Below are 16,806 nucleotides of genomic sequence, written 5' to 3' on the forward strand. Positions count from 1 at the left end.
GTCCCGAACCTGCCCATGTCCCCTCCCGGTCAGAGCCCGCAACATAGGGCAATTCCAGTCCAATGTATCGGCCGGATCGCCATCGAGGACGAACGGCGCCTGTCGGCTGGCTCTATGCCTTCCGCGTGGCGCCGATAGCCTGCCGATTCCGCCTTGCGCGAGAGGACGCCCCGATGAGCCAGACGATCGCAAGACCGAATGAGAAGCCACTGCCAACGGTCAGCGACAGCCACGTAGACCCGCATTCCTATCCCGACGGGGTTGCCTTCCTCGACGGCCAGTACCTGCCGATGTCGCAAGCCAAGGTCTCGGTGTTGGACTGGGGTTTTCTGCATTCCGACGCTACCTACGACACCGTGCATGTCTGGAACGGCCGCTTCTTCCGCCTCGACCTGCATCTCGACCGTTTCTTCAGCGGGCTGGAAAAGCTGCGCATGACGATCCCCTTCGACCGTGAACGCGTGACCGAAATCCTGCACAATTGCGTGGCGTTGTCGGGACATCGCAGCGCCTATGTCGAAATGCTGTGCACGCGCGGCGCCTCGCCGACCTTCAGCCGCGACCCGCGCCAGGCGGTCAACCGCTTCATGGCGTTCGCGGTGCCGTTCGGCTCTGTCGCCAATGCCGAGCAGTTGCAACGCGGCCTGCGTCTCGCCATCAGCGACAAGGTACGTATCCCGCCGGGCTCGATCGATCCGACGATCAAGAACTACCACTGGCTCGATCTGGTGCGCGGCCTCTATGATGCCTATGACCGCGGCGCCGAGACCGCGCTGATTCTCGATTTTAACGGCAATGTCGCCGAGGGCCCGGGCTTCAACGTCTTCTGCGTCAAGAACGGCAAACTGTCGACGCCGGCCATTGGCGTGCTGCCCGGCATCACCCGGCGCACCGTCTTCGATCTCTGCGCCGAACAAGGTCTCGACGCCGTCGCCACCGATGTCAGTGTCGCCGCTTTGCGCGAAGCTGACGAGGTCTTCATCACCTCGACCGCCGGGGGTATCATGCCGGTGACGGAGATCAACGGCGACCGGATCGCGAACGGCAACGTCGGCCCGATCACCAACCGCCTGATGACGCTCTATTGGCAAAAGCACGACGACCCGGCATGGTCGAGCCCGGTGCAATACCCCTGATCAACAAGGCGGTCTGTTCAAAAAGATTTCCTTCGCCTCTGGAAAAGCGCCGAATTGTCCGTATATGCCCAAAAGCGGAGAAGCCTCCGCTTTCACCCGAAATCACGCCCGCAGGGGCAAGGACTCCACATCATGACAAACAAGGTTTGGTTCATCACCGGATCGTCGAAGGGCTTTGGCCGCGTCTGGGCCGAGGCCGCACTCGCCCGTGGCGATCGCGTCGCGGCGACCGCCCGCGATGCCGGCACGCTCGCCGATCTCGTCGAGAAGTACGGCGACAATATCGCCGCGATAAAGCTTGACGTCACCGACAAGAAAGCCGTCGACGCCGCGATAGCCGAGGCGCACAAGCGCTTTGGCCGGCTCGATATCGTCATCAACAATGCCGGCTATGGCCATTTCGGCGCCATCGAGGAAGTCAGCGAACAGGAAGCCCGCGACCAGATCGAAACCAATGTCTTCGGCGCCCTGTGGGTCACCCAGGCCGCACTGCCTATCATGCGGGCGCAGCGTTCCGGCCACATCATCCAGATCTCGTCGATCGGGGGCGTCAATGCCTTTGCCTCGCTCGGCCTCTATCATGCCTCGAAATGGGCGCTGGAGGCCTTCAGCCAGTCGCTCGGCATCGAGGTCGCGGAATTCGGCATCCACGTGACGCTGGTCGAACCGGGCGGCTTCTCCACCGACTGGGCCGGACCGTCGGCCAAGGTCTCCAAGCCGATCGAGGCCTATGCGCCCGCCCGCGCCAAGATGGCCGAGCGCCGCGCCAATTCGGTCGCCGGCGATCCCGAGGCCACCGGACCGGCGATGCTGGCCATTGTCGATGCCGCCGAACCGCCACTGCGCGTGTTCTTCGGCGATGGCGGCCTGCCGATGATCAAGCAGGAATACGCCAACCGCATCGCCACCTGGGAAAAGTGGGACGACGTTTCCATCATGGCGCAGGGCGCGAAGAAGAACCGCAAAGCCTGAGGCCAGTTCGGAGATATCGCTACGCTACGCCGCCTCGGCGGCGTGGCCCCTACCCTATGCGGCCTTTCAATACTGGCGAGAGTCTAGCTCAGATAGATCCACTGCTCGGGCACCCGCACCGATATCTCCTCGCCGGCATTGATCGTTCCCGGCTTCTCGACCCAGGCGACGAGGCCGCGCAGCCGCTTCGCCGATTTCGGGAACAGCAGCGCGCCGGCCTCGATGTCGGCCATCCCGGCATGTTGGGCGATCGATCGGCCGGCGATACGGCAAGGTCCGTTCTGCGCGTCGACCTTGATGGTGACGCCGTCCTTGAAGAACAGCAGCGTGCCGGCCGGCAGCATAGACAGATGCGGCACACCTTCGATCAAAAGATTGGCGCCGATCCACTCCGGCTTGATCTCGGCCAAGCCCATCCGGTCGGCAACGATGGCCAGCTCGTCCGCCGCCACGACGGACAATTGCCGCTCGTTGCGCATTTCGGTGCCGCGCGGATACCAGGGCTCGCGCCCGCCGGAGCGCCGCGTCGCGCCGGCGTGGAAATCACCTGATATGCCATCGAAGCCCAGCCGCAACGCATCGACCGGGCGCGTCTCGAAATGATCAGACGGCGCCAGATAAAGCGCCGCCACCTTGGCGACCAGCTTACGCGCCGGGACGATTTCGACAGGCTTTTCAGCCTCGGGGAAGAGATCCAGCATCGGCTTCATTCCTTGGATGATGCGCCTGTTTTTGCCCTTCGATTGCGAACGCCGCAAGAGCGGTTTGGGCCAAAGTGCGCAACTCTTCGACCGAAGCGCCGTCGCGCGCCTGGATCGACATGCCGTTCATGACGCCGGACAGGTATTTGGCGAAGCCCTCGACGGCGAGGCCTTCCGGCAGGTCACCGATTGCCCGGCCCTTGGCCAGCCGCTCGGCGATCGCCGCTTCACTTGCCTTGCGATAAGCCTTGAGTTCATCCGCAATAGCTTGCGCCTGCGGCGAGGCGGCGAGCGCACCGCTGACGAACAGACAGCCACCCGGCTTGCCGGGTCTGGAATAGGCCTCCGCCGCGCCGAGCAGCAACCGCCGGATCGCCTCCCCCGTCGGCACCGGCGCGCTCAGCGCCTCCAGCGCAAAGCCGATCTCGGTCTGGTGGTAGCGCTTCAGCGCCTTGCGGAACAAAGTCTCCTTGTCGGTGAAGGCGTTGTAGATCTGCGGCGGCGTCAGCCCCATCGCCTCGCGCAGCATGGCCAGCGACGTCGCCTCATAGCCATGCTCCCAAAACAGATGCATCGCCGCATCCAGCGCCCGATCAAGGTCGAAGGCGCGTGGCCGGCCACCCCGATGCTTTTCCAAATTATCCATAGTGATCGATACGAAACCTTTTGACTCGCCTTGTCTGCATAACGTAACAATTGATACGAAACATGGCAAGCCGGAAGAAATGTCCCCGGCAAGACCATGGAAACCAGCGAAAAAGGAGAGCCAAATGCCAATCACCGTGACCGCGCCCGAAGGCGTACTGACCCCGGCGGGAGAGCGTGAGATCCTGCCGCGCCTCAGCGCCGCCCTCATCGAAGCCTCCGGCGCCACAGGCAATTCGTTCTTCACCGCGATCGTCGGAGGCACAGTCAATATCCTGCCCCTGCATCGCATTTATGCCGGTGGCGCCAATCGGCCGGTCGTCATGGTCGAGCTGAAGTTGCCGAACATCGGCCTCGGTTCGATCGAAGCCCGAAATGCCTTCATCACCGAGGCCGCCGGGATTGTCGCCGCGCTCTGCGTGCCCGGCCACCGGCCTGAAAACACCTGGATCAACATCGTCAATGCGCCCGACGGCGGTTGGGGTATCGGCAGCCGGCAATATTCAGGCGAAGCACTTGTCGCTGCCGCAACCGCCGCCGCGCAGTGATTTCGGCCGCGACGAACAGGAGCGAACCGATGCGGCTCTCCCCTTCGCTGTTCTTCACCACCAATTGCGAGCCGGCACTGGCCTTCTACGAACAGTGCGGTCTTGGCCGGGCGACGATCCTGCTGCGCTGGGGCGACAACACCATGCCGGTGCGGACCGAAGCTATGCGCGGAAAGGTGTTGCATGCGCGATTCGAAGGTCCGGGCGTGCTGTTTCATGCCTCGGACAATGACGATGCCGAGCCGATGAAAGGCTCCGCCCTTTGCTTGGAATTCGACAGCCTGTCGGCGATGCGGGAGCTTTTCGCCCGCATGGCCGCGGGCGGCCGGATCACCGTCCCCCTGGCGCGGCAATATTGGGGAACCAGCTTCGGCATGCTGGTCGACGCCTTTGGCGTGCAATGGATGTTCAGCTGTCCCAATGAATGAGGTCCGGCGCGGATCACGACCTGAAAGTGGAACCAGTCCACGCAACGCCGCATTGCTGCCGCGCCGCGCCGGCTTCATGGTGACGCCAGACCAAGTCTGCGGAGGTTCTCATGCGTCCCGGGACAGCAATCGCGCTGCTTTGGCTGATCTGGGTGGTCACCTGGGCCGCCGCCGCGCTCTGGGCCGACCCTGCCCAGAAACGCGCCGGGTTCAGGGTGGAGGTTCGCTATCGGGTTCTCTGGCTGGTCGGCGCGGCGTTGCTGTTCATTCCAGCGCATGGCTATGAAGGCCGCCTCAGGTTGTGGATGCCTACCATCGCCGAGGCATGGATCTGTGTCGTTCTGATCGCCATCGGCATCGCCTTTGCCTGGTGGGCGCGCCTGCATCTCGGCAGGCTATGGTCAGGCACCATTACCGCCAAGGCCGGGCACCACGTCGTCGACACCGGCCCCTATAGGCTGGTCCGGCATCCGATCTACACCGGACTGCTGGTGGCGATCCTGGCCACAATGGCGGCAAAAGGTAYGGTTTGGGGCATTGTCGGAACCGCTTTGCTCATCATCGGCATCGTGACGAAGGCAAAACTCGAGGAACACTTCATGCGCGGCGAACTGGGCAGCGCCTATGACAACTATGCCAGGCAGGTGCCGATGCTGGTGCCGTTCGCGCCAGCCCGATACGGCAGGTAAGCGCCGTTTCAGCCTGATTTTCTTGCCGCACTGCTTTGCTGGAAGTGTTCGACAGCGCCATCGGCGCGCAGCGACTGGAATGGTGGATTCCGGGAACCGCAACGGGGCGCGCTTTGGGGTGCGGGAGCACCGAATGCGCAGGCCGGGTGAATATCGAATGCCCGAGTCTAGAGCATTCTGAGAAGCGCACCACCTATTGAATACCCCGCGCCAAACGCGCAGATCAGGCCGAAATCGCCGGGCTTCATGTCGGCATGGTTCTCCGACAGCGCCACGATGGCGCCGGCGCCCGCCGTGTTGCCCAGCCGCTCCAGCACCATCGGCGCGCGATCGTGGTCGACCTCATGGCCGAACGACAGTTTCAGGATCATGGCGTTCATGCGCGCATTGGCCTGATGCAGCCAGAAGCGCCGGACTGCCTGCGGCGTCAGCCCATGCTCGGCGAGGAATTCGACGATGAACTTGTGCCCGGCGACGGTGACTTCCTTGAACACCTTGTTGCCGACCTGCTTGATCAGGTTTCCCTCCAGATTGATCATGTAGGGGTCATCCTGAGCGGTGCGCGTGTGATAGCCCAGATTGGTGCGGATGTTGTTCGACATCTGCGTCCAGGTACGCGTTTCCAGCACCTCGAAGCGGCCCGGCCGCTTTTCGCCCTGCGCCAGCCCTTCGACCACCATCGACACCGAGGCGTCACCGAAGATGAAATGCGTCTGCCGGTCGCGAAAATTGAGATGGCCGGTGATGATCTCGGGCGTCGTCACCAGAATGCGCTTGTGCGCACCAGACCGCACCAGGTTGACGGCGATGTGCAAGGCAGCAGCAGCCGARGAGCAACCAAGCCCCATGTCGAATCCGGCGCCCTTGGTGCCAAGCGCCGCCTGCATTTCGATGGCGATCGCCGGATAGGGCCGCTGGTGATGCGAGGCCGAGCAGATCACCAGGTCGATATCGGACGGCTTCAGCCCGGCATGGTCGAGAGCCTTTCGCGCCGAGGCAATGCCGAACTCGGCCTGAAGCGACAGCGCGTCATCGGCCCGTGCCGGAATGCGCGGCGCCATGCGGGTCGGGTCGAGAATGCCTTCGCGCTCGATCACGTGGCGTGTGCGTACGCCCGAGGCGTGGACGATGAAGTCGCTGTCCGATTTCGCCAGCGGCGCCTCGTCGGTGCCCTGGCGGCGCGCGTTCTCCATGTCGACCCAGGCATTGAAGCTGGCGACCAGTTCTTCATTGGTGATCTTGGGTTCGGGGATTTCAACGCCAATGCCGCTGATGATGACGCGATGCATGTGTCCAGTCCGTCCCATCCGCAGGCGTTGCGGGCTTCATGTGGGCGCCGAAACGCTCGGGCGCAACACTTTTCTCACCGAGGCGGTTTACGCCGGCTTAAATCTAACTTCACCAGGCGCACAGCTTGGTGTTGGTCTGCGGGTTGTTCCAGCAGGCGCCGTCGTCGCGACTGCGCACGAACTGTCCCGGCAGCGGCACATTGCGGCGGCCGAGATTGACATAGCCATAGGCAAAGCCCGGCCCGTCGATCTCCAGGACATAGGTCGGGTAGCCCGGCGCCGAGATGCGGAAGCTGCCCGCGTCGTCGATCGCCCTGTATCTGCATGAGAAATAGCCGTCATCGCTGGTATAGCAACGCGCCCGCTTGGCCTCCGCCGAGATCGAGAACGCCAGAAGCACTGCCGCGCACACGCCGCCGCCGAAAAGCATCTTTTTCAGTGTCATCACCCACCCCTGCCACGGGCCATCGTGACCCAACGCGATGAAATGCGCACGGTGAAGAAACCGGGTCAAGCGGCCGCAATTGGCTCGTCGCAACGTGGATAATCAAGCCCGTTTGGCGACGATGAAGATGCGTGGAAAACGCAAAAGCACCTTGCCGTTAGCCGTCTTCGGATAGGCCCTGGCGATCTTGGCCGTGTAGCTGTCGAGGAACATTTTGCGCTCGTCCGCCTCGAGCGGATCGAGGAACGGTTTCAACCCGGTCGATTTCACCCATTCGACGATCGCCTCTGCGTCGGCAAGCGGATGGTTGTAGATGCTGTGCCAGATGTCCAGCCGATCGCTGAGCGGCGACAACAGATCATAATAGAACGAAACCGACGGCAGCGGAGCGCGCGCCGCACCCTTGATCTTGTCGGCAAACGGCATTTCGGCCGCGGTCTCCCGCATCAAGCGGTGCGAGTCCTCGCCCATATTGTCGGGCATCTGAATGGCCAGCGCGCCGCCCGGGGCCAAAAAACCCATCAGCCGCTGGAAGACCGCCGGATGTTGCGGCAGCCACTGGAAGACCGCATTGGCGAAGATCACATCGACCGGCACCCCCGGCTGCCAGTTGGAGGCATCTGCCAGGTCAAAGGTGACGTCAGGCAGGCGCGCCCTCGCCTTCTCGATCATGTCGGGCGACGTGTCGAAGCCGCTCACCTGCGCATCCGGCCAGCGCTCGACAAGCAACTCGGTCGAGTTGCCAGGACCGCATCCGATGTCGACGACCCGGCGCGGGAAATCCACCGGTACCTGCGCCGCGAGATCACGCGCGGGTCGCGTGCGCTCGTCCTCGAATTTCAGATATTGGGCGGCGGACCAATCAGCCATGTGAGCTCCTCATGTCGCTTGAGAATTCGCCGCCCAAAAAACCTTATCGCGTCAGCCTCTTGTAGGTCATGCGGTGCGGGTTGACGGCATCCGGCCCGAGGCGGCGGATCTTGTCCTGCTCGTAATCCTCGAAATTGCCCTCGAACCATTCGACGTGGCTGTCGCCCTCGAAGGCGAGGATGTGCGTCGCCAAGCGGTCGAGGAACATACGATCGTGCGAGATGATGACCGCGCAGCCACCAAAATTTTCCAGCGCGTCTTCGAGTGCCGCCAGCGTTTCCGTATCGAGGTCGTTGGTCGGTTCGTCGAGCAGCAGCACGTTGCCGCCGGTCTTCAGCATCTTTGCCAGGTGCACGCGGTTGCGCTGGCCGCCGGAGAGGTTGCCGACCTTCTGCTGCTGGTCGCCGCCACGGAAGTTGAACGACGCGCAATAGGCGCGCGTGTTGGCTTCGAACTTGCCGAGCTTGACCACTTCGGCGCCGCCGGAAATCTCTTCCCAAACCGTCTTTGACGGATCGAGTGCATCGCGGCTTTGGTCGACATAGCCGAGCTTGACCGTCTCGCCGACGCGGACTGTGCCGGCATCCGGCTTTTCCTGGCCGGTGATCATGCGGAACAGCGTCGTCTTGCCGGCGCCGTTCGGACCGATGACGCCGACGATGCCGCCGGGCGGCAGCTTGAATTCCAGGCCGTCGATCAGCAGCGTGTCGCCAAAACCCTTCGACAGGCTGTCGACCTCGATCACCACGTTGCCGAGCCGCTCGCCATGCGGGATGACGATCTGCGTGTCCGTCGGCCGCCGCTTGTCGGCTGCATCCAGGAGATCCTGGAAGGCCTGGATACGCGCCTTGGACTTGGTCTGGCGGGCCTTGGGGCTCGACTGGATCCACTCGCGCTCGCGGCCGATGGCGCGCTGGCGGGCGTCGTCCTCGCGGCCTTCCTGCTTGAGCCGCTTGGCCTTGGCTTCGAGATACTTGGTGTAGTTGCCCTCATAGGGAATGCCGCGGCCACGGTCGAGTTCCAGGATCCAGCCGGTGACATTGTCGAGGAAGTAGCGATCGTGGGTAATGATCATCACCGCGCCCGGGTAAGCGCGCAGATGCTTTTCCAGCCACGCCGTGGTCTCGGCGTCGAGATGGTTGGTCGGCTCGTCGAGCAGCAGCAGGTCGGGCTGGCGCAGCAAGAGCTGACAGAGCGCGACACGGCGGCGCTCGCCCCCCGACAGCTTGGTGACGTCGGCGTCCTTGGGCGGGCAGCCCAGCGCTTCCATCGCCATCTCGACCTGCTGTTCGAGGTCCCACAGGTTCAGCCGGTCCATCTCGTCCTGGAGCTTGGCCGACTCATCGGCCGTCTCGTCGGAATAGTTCATCATCAGTTCATTGTAGCGTTCGATGATGGCGGTCTTGGCTGCGACGCCTTCCATGATGTTCTCGAACACGGTCTTCTTCGCATCGAGCGCCGGCTCCTGCGCCAAATAGCCGACGGTGGCGCCTTCGGCGAGCCACGCCTCGCCGTTCCACTCCTTGTCGAGCCCGGCCATGATCTTGAGGATCGTCGACTTGCCGGCGCCGTTGGGGCCGAGAATGCCGATCTTGGCATCTGGATAGAAGGACAGATGGATGTTCTCGAGCACCTTCTTGGTGCCATAGGCCTTGTTGAGGCCGGCCATGTGATAGATGAACTGGCGTGCCACGCGCGCTTTCCCTGAAAAACTGACTGGCCCAGAGAAACTGACTGGATTTGTCAAATTGAATGGAGGTTGGCCGCTATGTAGGCGATGCGGCGGCGAACGGCAATCGCTTTTGCCGCTTCTGGCCGGTCACACGCGGAAGTGTCCGCCAGGCCTGAAGTTTTCCGCCGGCCGCCGGGCGCGATGAAAGCTCCGGTTAACCCTTCGCGGTCAAAACAGGATCGAGTGGAATCGCCGGCTTGTCGCGATTCAGGAGAAAGATCGGATCGACGGCATTGCTGAACAGTTTCCTGCTCCTTGCCGAAGCGGTCGTCTACTTCAGCGTCATGGTGACGCTTTTCCACTTCAGGAAGCGCATCGGCCTCGGCGTCTTCGTCTGCGCGCTTGGCGTCATGCACTTCCTCGAGACCTACCTCGCCAGCGTCTTTTACGTCGCCTTGCCGTTCGGCATGGTCTCGCCGGGCTCGGCGGTGCTGTTTTCCGGCAAGCTGGTCATGCTTTTGCTGCTCTACATGAAGGAGGACGCCGCCACCGTCCGTCAGCCGATCTATGGTCTGCTGCTTGGCAATGCGCTGATGATCGGGCTGGTGCTGCTGTTGCGCCTGCACGCCATCGCCCCGCTGTCCGATGGCAGGCTCCCCGACATCGGTTTCATCGACGAGATGGGCTGGCTGATGGTGTGGGGCACGACGCTGCTGTTCGTCGACGCCATCCTGATCATCCTGCTTTATGAAAAGCTCGGGCGATACCTGCGCAAGGCACAGTTCGCGCGCATCCTGATTTCGGTCGCCTGCGTGCTCACCTTCGACCAGGCGGGGTTCTTCGCCGCGCTGCATTTCGTCGCCGGCGCGCCGATCGCGGTGTTTTTCGGCGGCTGGTTTGCCAAGATGGTCGCCGCGCTGACCTACAGCACCATGCTCGTCGCCTATCTCAGATGGTTCGAAGAACGCCAGATCGCGCTACCGCGCGGCCTGACCGACATCTTCGACACGCTGACCTATCGCGAGCGCTACGAAGCGCTGGTCGAACATGTCGGCCGTGACGGCCTGACCGGCCTGCTGCACAGGGGGCGCTTCGACAGCGATGGTGAAGCCGCCGTTCAGGTCAGCCTGCGAACGGCGAAGCCGCTCAGCCTGCTGATCATCGACGTCGACCATTTCAAGTCGATCAACGACCGTTTCGGCCATGCCGAAGGCGACAAGGTGCTGAAAGCCGTTGCGGCCCTGCTTGGCGAGGCAGCAAGTGCGGAAGACCAGGTGTTCCGGATCGGCGGCGAGGAATTCGCCATCCTCAGTTCGCGTCCGCACTCGGTCGCCAGGCTGTTCGGCGAGAGCATTCGCTATGCGGTCAAGGCCTCCGCCAACACCAGCCGCTTCGACCTGACCGTCAGCGCCGGCGTCTCCAGCGTCGGCGAAACCACGCGCTGCCTTGCCGATCTGTTCGCGCTCGCCGACCAGCGTCTCTACAAGGCCAAGTCGACCGGACGCGATCGCGTCGTTGGCGAGCCGGACGGCTACGAGGCCGATGCCGCCGTTGCATGGACCAAATCCGCTCAGATCTAGAGCACGGTCCCGTGAAGCTTACGACGACTTTTTCTGCCACCGAATGCCGGCCAAAGTAGAGACCGCCATCAGTGCGATCGCCAGCCATTTCAGTGCGGTGATGATCGGTCCGGCTTCGATGTCATAGGCTATGAACAGCAGGATGCCTGGCACCAGCAGGCCGCACATGATCAGCATGATGCGGTTGATCTGCCAGGACACTTTTGAGGCCAGCGCCTCGTCGCCGGGCGCGGCTACAAGCGCCGCACGCACCGCGTTGCTGGCCACCAGCACTGCCGAGAGGCGCATCGAGATCGGCAGGCCAAGCCCGATGATGAGGAAGGCGCAGGCCGCCAGCAGCAGCGAAAACTTCAGTGCGCTGGTCTCGGCCGGAACGGGAAACAGCACTGTCGCCAGCGGCAGGAAGACGCCGAAAATGCCGAGCGAAGCAATAGTGATGAAGATCACCGCATTGACGATCGTGAACAGCTGGTAGGTGCCGGCGCCGATCGGTTCGGAGAGCGTCCGCATGCGCGCCCATTCGGAGTCTGTATAGGAAAAACCCGGCCAKTCCATGCGCCCGTCGCTGATCGCGACCATGCCCTTGGCCCAGAAGGCCAGCCGCGCCAGCGCGCTGCTCGTCATGCCAACCATTGAGACCCCCGCCCGAATGATGCTCGGCGCAGCATAGCACCACGACGAGGCAAGGCGACAGTCAGGCGTCGGCGTTCAGCCAGTGCTTACTGGAACCCGATCGCGTCAACGGTGCCGGTCGGGCACCCGGCCTTGTTGGTCGGCACCGAAGCCAGCAAGAGGTCCTTGAGCGAGCTGTCGGGCCCGATCGGGCCGGCAAGGCCGAGCGTCAGTTCGYCGATCAGCCGCCTCCCGCTCGAAGGATCGATGACGCAGGAGACCCGCACCCGGTCCCCTGCCCCAGCGCCAAAGGCGCTATCGAAGGCGCCACGGATCTGGTCCGCCGTCAGCTTGCCGCCGATGTTCTTGGCAAAGAGATCGCGCACCGGCGAGCTGTTCACCGCGCGCATCAAATTGAGCGCGTCGGAGAAATAGTCCTGCTGGCTCTTGCCGTAGCAAGTGCCGTGCTTGATCCATTCATGCCGCTCGAGATGGGAGGCGGTACCCGGCATCACCTGGTCGAGTTCCGTGCGGGTGCTGGCATCCAGATTGACCGGTGGCAGGTCCTTCCAGTGGGCCGGATTGTCATTGGCCTTGTCGCTCGCTGTCGCCTGGCAATAGAAATTGCCGTTCGGCTGCGGCCACAGCCCGTGCAAGGTGAAATGCGTAGCGTCGAAATCGCCGGCGCTCTGCGCCTTGCATTCGGTCTTGCTCGACTTGGTCTCGCAGAAGGCCGGCTGCCAGCTCAGCGCGAAGACATATTCAGGCTTTCCCGACGCCGCCGGCTTGCCTTGCCCACCAGGTGCTGCCGGCACTGTCGCGGCGCTGCTGCCGGAGACATGGCCGCAGCTGACCTTCACCCAGCGGCGCTCCGGATCGGCGCCCGGCACCAGGATGAGATAATGCGTAGGCGCATCCTTGTTGCCGGCAAGCAGCTGGTAGCTCTGTCCAGCATCGGTCGAGACGTTGCCCGGATTCTTGCCATTCTTGATGGCTTGCGTTGCCGGACAGGCCGCATCGGCGACGAAGGTGCCCCTCATCTTGACGTCGGCACGCGCCACACCGGCCAGCGAGGCCGCCAGCATGGCCAATCCGAAAACAACACCAATGCGCATAGGAATCCCCGGCTGAAGAAAGTGGGCGACAGACTGAAGCTGTCTCCATGTCAGAATTGCGATATTTTGCTGGCCAAACGCAAGAAACATCGTCGCGGAAAGTCAGGCAGGGTGGATTGACGCAAAACCGGTGCCGGCGCAAACAAAGCCGGCGCCACGATGGCGGCAGAGCCTGGAGACCGAGCGGCATGTCATTCAGCCAGCAGCGCGTGGTTCGCTCGCCGACCGGCGCCAGCCTCAATCTCTTCGTCAGGCAGGCCGATGGCAGGCCACGTGCCGTCGTGCAGATCAATCACGGGCTGGCAGAGCACGCCGCGCGCTATGGCCGCTTCGCCGATTTTCTTGGCCCGCGCGGCTACCACGTCTATGTCCACGACCATCGCGGCCATGGCGCCACCAAGGCGCCCGATGCGCCACTCGGCAAATTCGCCGACCAGGATGGCTCAGCCAAGGTGATCGCCGATGTCGGCGCCGTCCATGATCTCATCGCCCGCGAACAGCCGAACTTGCCGGTCATCCTTTTTGGCCATTCGATGGGTGCGTCCGTGGCGCTGAACTTCCTGTTGCACCACTCGCCACGCGTTCATGCGGCCGCGATCTGGAACGGCAACTTCTCGCAAGGCCTGCTCGGCCAGCTGGCCCTGGGCATTCTTGGCTGGGAACGGATGCGGCTGGGCTCGGATGTCCCATCGCGCCTGCTGCCGAAACTCACCTTCCGGGCCTGGGGCAAGGCCGTGCCCAATCACCGCACGCTGTTCGACTGGCTGTCGCGCGACGAGGCTGAGGTGGCGAAGTACATTGCCGATCCGCTCTGCGGCTGGGATGCCTCGGTATCGATGTGGCGCGACGTCGTCGGCATGGCGCTGAATGGTGGCAGGGACGCCGGCTTTGCCGGCATCAGGCGCGATCTCCCAGTCAGCGTCGTCGGTGGCGAGAAGGATCCCGCCTCGGACTACGGCAAAGGGATCACCCATCTTGCCAATCGCATGCGCATGATGGGGTTTTCGAATCTGGTTTCAAAGGTTTACGCCGACACCCGCCACGAAAGCCTGAACGAGGTCAACCGCGACATCATCATGGACGATTTCGCGGCCTGGGCCGACGGAGTGCTAAAATAAGGCCAAAGCGGTGCGAATCCGCATCGAACTGGCACCTTGGCCCATTGCAAGGGCCGTGACAGCCACCGCCGGGCTTGATAGAGCCTCTGCTTTCGCAGCAATCAAAGTGATTGCAGCAACCACGGTGATTTATGGCCAAACCCCCACTGAAAGGCGTCCGCGTCGTCGAACTCGCTCGCATCCTTGCCGGACCTTGGGCCGGGCAATTGCTTGCCGATCTCGGCGCCGATGTCATTAAGGTCGAGAGCCCCGATGGCGGCGACGACACCCGCAAATGGGGCCCGCCCTTCGTCATGGGCAAGGACGGCGAGAACCTGTCGGCCGCCTATTACCACTCCTGCAATCGCGGCAAGCGCTCCATCGCCATCGACTTCTCGACGCCCGAGGGTGCCGAGACGGTGCGCCGGCTGGTCGCGACGTCGGACGTGCTGATTGAGAACTTCAAGCTCGGCGGCCTCAAGAAATATGGCCTCGATTACGACAGCCTGAAGACGATCAACCCTCGCCTCGTCTACTGCTCGATCACCGGCTTCGGCCAGGATGGTCCCTACGCGCCGCGCGCCGGCTATGATTTCATCATCCAGGCCATGGCCGGCATGATGTCGATCACCGGCGAGGTCGGCCGCGAGCCGCAAAAGGCCGGCGTCGCCATCTCCGATATCTTCACCGGCCTTTATTCGGTCATCGCCATTCAGGCGGCGCTTCGCCATGCCGAACAGACTGGCGACGGCCAGCACATCGACATGGCGCTCTTCGACACCCAAATCTCGGCGCTCGGCAACCAGAACCTCAACTATCTCGTTTCCGGCAAGTCGCCGGTGCAGATGGGCAATGCGCATATGAACATCGCGCCTTACGAGGTGGTCCCGGTCAGGGATGGTCACATCATCCTGGCGGTCGGCAATGACGGCCAGTTCGTTAAATTCTGTGCCGCCGTCGGGCTCGACGATTTGCCCGCAAATCCCGACTTCGCCACCAACCCTGCCCGCGTCACCAACCGGGTCAAGCTGCGCGAGCACATGATCGAGGCGCTGAAGATTTTTGATCGCGACCCGCTGCTGGCAAAGCTGGAGGCGGCCAGCGTGCCGGCGAGCCCGATCAACACGATCGGCCAGATGTTTGCCGACCCGCAGACGATCGCGCGCGGCATGCGGCTCGACCTTGACGACGGCCAGGGCAATCTTCTGCCATCGGTGCGCGCACCGATGGTGATGTCCGGCACGCCGCTCGTCTATGAGCGTCCCTCGCCGCGCCTCGGCGAGCACACGCAAGAAATCCTTGCCGAACTGGAGAAGTCTGGACAATGAAGACTGGCGGACAACTGATCGTCGACGCACTCGAAGCCAACGGCACCGACCGCATCTATTGCGTGCCTGGCGAATCGTACCTGGCGGTGCTCGACGCGCTGCACGATTCAGCGATCCGCACCATCGTCTGCCGCCAGGAAGGCGGCGCCGCCATGATGGCCGATTGCCACGGCCGCCTGACCGGCAAGCCCGGCATCTGCTTCGTCACCCGCGGGCCCGGCGCTACCAATGCGTCCGCCGGCATCCACATCGCCATGCAGGACTCGGTTCCCGTCATCCTGTTCATCGGCCAGGTCGCCAGCCACGCCAAGGAGCGCGAGGCCTTCCAGGAAGTCGACTACAAGCGTTTCTTCGGCGACATCGCCAAATGGGTGGTCGAGATCGACGATGCCTCGCGCATCCCGGAATTCGTCACCCGCGCCTTCGCGGTGGCGACATCGGGCCGCCCCGGCCCGGTGGTCATCTCGCTTCCCGAAGACATGCTGACCAGTGTCGTCGAAGCCCCCATCGCCTTGCCGCACACATCGGTCGAAACCCGGCCTGGCGAAGCCGAACTCGACGCGCTGGAGGCATTGCTGGCCAGGGCCAAGCGGCCATTCGTCATCCTCGGGGGCACCCGCTGGGATGCCGAGGCCGTGGCGCAGATGCGCACGATCGCCGAAGCGTGGTCGCTGCCGGTCGGCTGTTCCTTCCGCCGCCAGATGCTGTTCGACCATCTGCATCCGAACTATGCCGGCGATGTCGGCATCGGCATCAATCCGAAGCTGGCCACCGCGATCAAGCAGGCCGATCTCGTGCTGCTGATCGGCGGCCGCATGGGCGAAATGCCGTCGTCCGACTACACGCTGCTGAAAAGCCCCTACCCCGACCAGACGCTGGTCCATGTCCATGCCGATGCCGGCGAACTCGGCCGCGTCTACCGGCCGACACTGGCAATCAACGCCTCGCCTTCGGCCTTCGTTCAAGCCTTCGCCAAGCGCAGGCCGGCCGCCGCGCCCGTCTGGGCAGCCGAGACGCCAAAGCTGCATGCGGCCTATCTCGACTGGTCGACGCCGCCGGAGAGCGGTCCCGGCCCGGTCCAGATGGGGCCGATCATGAACTACCTCGAAAAGGTGTTGCCCGACGACGCCATCCTCACCAACGGCGCCGGCAATTACGCCACCTGGGTGCATCGCTTCCACCGCTCGCGCCGCTTCGCCACGCAGGCAGCCCCGACGTCAGGCTCGATGGGCTATGGCACCCCTGCCGCGGTCGCCGCCAAAGGGCTGTTCCCGGATCGCATGGTGGTTGCCTTTGCCGGCGACGGCTGCTTCCTGATGAACGGGCAGGAATTCGCCACCGCCGTCCAGTATGACCTGCCGATCATCGTCGTCGTCGTCAACAATGGCATCTACGGCACCATCCGCATGCATCAGGAGCGCGAATATCCCGGCCGCGTCGTTGCCACGGATCTCAAGAACCCCGACTTTGCGGCCTTGGCCCGCGCCTATGGCGGCCATGGCGAGACTGTCGAGAAGACCGCGGATTTCGCTTCCGCCTTCGAGCGTGCCCGCGCCAGCGGCAAACCGGCGATCGTCGAGATCAGGCTCGACCCCGAGGCGATCACGCCGACCCGGACGATGACCCAGATCCGCGACAAGGCCTGAGCACCAACGGCATGGGTCGAACAGCGTCGCGTC

17 protein-coding genes are annotated in these 16,806 nt (G+C 63.4%); 9 read left to right on the plus strand and 8 right to left on the minus strand.

Going from position 1 to position 16,806, the window contains the following annotated elements; genetic code table 11:
- Nucleotides 1-173: 173 nt before the first annotated feature.
- Both ACXJ7R_RS10010 and ACXJ7R_RS10015 read left to right on the plus strand, forming a co-directional pair.
- Nucleotides 174-1,136 carry a D-amino acid aminotransferase gene (locus ACXJ7R_RS10010; protein WP_457151692.1) on the plus strand — a complete coding sequence of 321 codons (963 nt, stop codon included), beginning with the start codon at nt 174-176 and terminating at the stop codon, nt 1,134-1,136.
- A gap of 132 nt (nt 1,137-1,268) precedes the next feature.
- On the plus strand, nt 1,269-2,108 hold the full coding sequence (locus tag ACXJ7R_RS10015; protein ID WP_095086855.1) for an SDR family oxidoreductase: 840 nt from the start codon (nt 1,269-1,271) through the stop codon (nt 2,106-2,108).
- 83 nt (nt 2,109-2,191) lie between these two features.
- Here ACXJ7R_RS10015 and ACXJ7R_RS10020 read toward each other — a convergent pair whose 3' ends face one another.
- Together ACXJ7R_RS10020 and ACXJ7R_RS10025 are read right to left on the minus strand one after the other, a co-directional pair.
- Complete coding sequence (locus ACXJ7R_RS10020) at nt 2,192-2,809, minus strand: MOSC domain-containing protein (RefSeq protein ID WP_457151693.1); 618 nt, start codon at nt 2,807-2,809, stop codon at nt 2,192-2,194.
- Nucleotides 2,784-3,455: a TetR/AcrR family transcriptional regulator gene (locus ACXJ7R_RS10025; protein ID WP_457151694.1), complete on the minus strand. Its 672-nt coding sequence runs from the start codon at nt 3,453-3,455 to the stop codon at nt 2,784-2,786. Before ACXJ7R_RS10025 ends, ACXJ7R_RS10020 begins: the two co-directional genes overlap by 26 nt.
- Nucleotides 3,456-3,579: 124 nt before the next feature.
- Here ACXJ7R_RS10025 and ACXJ7R_RS10030 point away from each other — a divergent pair, with 124 nt between their 5' ends.
- The 3 genes from ACXJ7R_RS10030 (at nt 3,580) to ACXJ7R_RS10040 (ending at nt 5,119) form a co-directional block, all read left to right on the plus strand.
- Nucleotides 3,580-4,002, plus strand: coding sequence for a hypothetical protein (locus ACXJ7R_RS10030; protein ID WP_457151695.1), 423 nt, complete (start codon nt 3,580-3,582; stop codon nt 4,000-4,002).
- Between the two features lie 29 nt (nt 4,003-4,031).
- Entirely contained in the window at nt 4,032-4,430 is a 399-nt protein-coding gene (locus tag ACXJ7R_RS10035) for a VOC family protein (RefSeq protein WP_457151696.1), read from the plus strand.
- Nucleotides 4,431-4,540: 110 nt separating this feature from the next.
- Nucleotides 4,541-5,119 carry a methyltransferase family protein gene (locus ACXJ7R_RS10040; protein WP_457151697.1) on the plus strand — a complete coding sequence of 193 codons (579 nt, stop codon included), beginning with the start codon at nt 4,541-4,543 and terminating at the stop codon, nt 5,117-5,119.
- Nucleotides 5,120-5,286: 167 nt separating this feature from the next.
- On the opposite strand, the gene ACXJ7R_RS10045 is transcribed toward ACXJ7R_RS10040, so the two are convergent.
- The 4 genes from ACXJ7R_RS10045 to ettA form a co-directional block, all read right to left on the minus strand.
- Entirely contained in the window at nt 5,287-6,408 is a 1,122-nt protein-coding gene (locus ACXJ7R_RS10045; RefSeq protein ID WP_095086841.1) for a beta-ketoacyl-ACP synthase III, read from the minus strand.
- A gap of 109 nt (nt 6,409-6,517) precedes the next feature.
- On the minus strand, nt 6,518-6,853 hold the full coding sequence (locus ACXJ7R_RS10050) for a hypothetical protein (RefSeq protein WP_457151698.1): 336 nt from the start codon (nt 6,851-6,853) through the stop codon (nt 6,518-6,520).
- A gap of 102 nt (nt 6,854-6,955) precedes the next feature.
- Nucleotides 6,956-7,723: a trans-aconitate 2-methyltransferase gene (gene tam, locus ACXJ7R_RS10055; protein ID WP_457151699.1), complete on the minus strand. Its 768-nt coding sequence runs from the start codon at nt 7,721-7,723 to the stop codon at nt 6,956-6,958.
- A 43-nt stretch (nt 7,724-7,766) separates the two neighbouring features.
- Nucleotides 7,767-9,416 carry an energy-dependent translational throttle protein EttA gene (ettA, locus tag ACXJ7R_RS10060; protein ID WP_457151700.1) on the minus strand — a complete coding sequence of 550 codons (1,650 nt, stop codon included), beginning with the start codon at nt 9,414-9,416 and terminating at the stop codon, nt 7,767-7,769.
- A 272-nt stretch (nt 9,417-9,688) separates the two neighbouring features.
- Between ettA and ACXJ7R_RS10065 the strand changes: the two genes are divergently transcribed.
- Nucleotides 9,689-10,975, plus strand: coding sequence for a diguanylate cyclase (locus ACXJ7R_RS10065; RefSeq protein ID WP_457151701.1), 1,287 nt, complete (start codon nt 9,689-9,691; stop codon nt 10,973-10,975).
- Between the two features lie 18 nt (nt 10,976-10,993).
- Here ACXJ7R_RS10065 and ACXJ7R_RS10070 read toward each other — a convergent pair whose 3' ends face one another.
- Both ACXJ7R_RS10070 and ACXJ7R_RS10075 read right to left on the minus strand, forming a co-directional pair.
- On the minus strand, nt 10,994-11,608 hold the full coding sequence (locus ACXJ7R_RS10070) for a hypothetical protein (protein WP_457151702.1): 615 nt from the start codon (nt 11,606-11,608) through the stop codon (nt 10,994-10,996).
- Nucleotides 11,609-11,694: 86 nt separating this feature from the next.
- Complete coding sequence (locus ACXJ7R_RS10075; protein WP_457151703.1) at nt 11,695-12,702, minus strand: ribonuclease T2 family protein; 1,008 nt, start codon at nt 12,700-12,702, stop codon at nt 11,695-11,697.
- 188 nt (nt 12,703-12,890) lie between these two features.
- Here ACXJ7R_RS10075 and ACXJ7R_RS10080 point away from each other — a divergent pair, with 188 nt between their 5' ends.
- The 3 genes from ACXJ7R_RS10080 to ACXJ7R_RS10090 all read left to right on the plus strand — a co-directional run bounded on the left by ACXJ7R_RS10080 (nt 12,891) and on the right by ACXJ7R_RS10090 (nt 16,773).
- The gene (locus ACXJ7R_RS10080) at nt 12,891-13,820 is read left to right on the plus strand and encodes an alpha/beta fold hydrolase (RefSeq protein WP_457151704.1); all 930 of its coding nucleotides are present in this window, start codon (nt 12,891-12,893) and stop codon (nt 13,818-13,820) included.
- Between the two features lie 131 nt (nt 13,821-13,951).
- Nucleotides 13,952-15,127 (plus strand): CaiB/BaiF CoA transferase family protein, encoded by a 1,176-nt coding sequence (locus ACXJ7R_RS10085; protein WP_457151705.1) that lies wholly within the window; start codon nt 13,952-13,954, stop codon nt 15,125-15,127.
- On the plus strand, nt 15,124-16,773 hold the full coding sequence (locus tag ACXJ7R_RS10090) for a thiamine pyrophosphate-binding protein (RefSeq protein ID WP_457151706.1): 1,650 nt from the start codon (nt 15,124-15,126) through the stop codon (nt 16,771-16,773). Before ACXJ7R_RS10085 ends, ACXJ7R_RS10090 begins: the two co-directional genes overlap by 4 nt.
- Nucleotides 16,774-16,806 lie beyond the last annotated feature (33 nt).

This window comes from Mesorhizobium sp. P5_C1 (assembly GCF_054049815.1).

Coding starts and splice junctions, on each gene's coding strand:
- ACXJ7R_RS10035 (WP_457151696.1), top strand. CDS start 4,032: ATGCGGCTCTCCCCTTCGCTGTTCTTCACCACCAATTGCGAGCCGGCA.
- ACXJ7R_RS10090 (WP_457151706.1), top strand. CDS start 15,124: ATGAAGACTGGCGGACAACTGATCGTCGACGCACTCGAAGCCAACGGC.
- ACXJ7R_RS10020 (WP_457151693.1), bottom strand. CDS start 2,809: ATGCTGGATCTCTTCCCCGAGGCTGAAAAGCCTGTCGAAATCGTCCCG.
- ACXJ7R_RS10015 (WP_095086855.1), top strand. CDS start 1,269: ATGACAAACAAGGTTTGGTTCATCACCGGATCGTCGAAGGGCTTTGGC.
- ACXJ7R_RS10030 (WP_457151695.1), top strand. CDS start 3,580: ATGCCAATCACCGTGACCGCGCCCGAAGGCGTACTGACCCCGGCGGGA.
- ACXJ7R_RS10085 (WP_457151705.1), top strand. CDS start 13,952: ATGGCCAAACCCCCACTGAAAGGCGTCCGCGTCGTCGAACTCGCTCGC.
- tam (WP_457151699.1), bottom strand. CDS start 7,723: ATGGCTGATTGGTCCGCCGCCCAATATCTGAAATTCGAGGACGAGCGC.
- ACXJ7R_RS10050 (WP_457151698.1), bottom strand. CDS start 6,853: ATGACACTGAAAAAGATGCTTTTCGGCGGCGGCGTGTGCGCGGCAGTG.
- ACXJ7R_RS10025 (WP_457151694.1), bottom strand. CDS start 3,455: ATGGATAATTTGGAAAAGCATCGGGGTGGCCGGCCACGCGCCTTCGAC.
- ACXJ7R_RS10080 (WP_457151704.1), top strand. CDS start 12,891: ATGTCATTCAGCCAGCAGCGCGTGGTTCGCTCGCCGACCGGCGCCAGC.
- ACXJ7R_RS10010 (WP_457151692.1), top strand. CDS start 174: ATGAGCCAGACGATCGCAAGACCGAATGAGAAGCCACTGCCAACGGTC.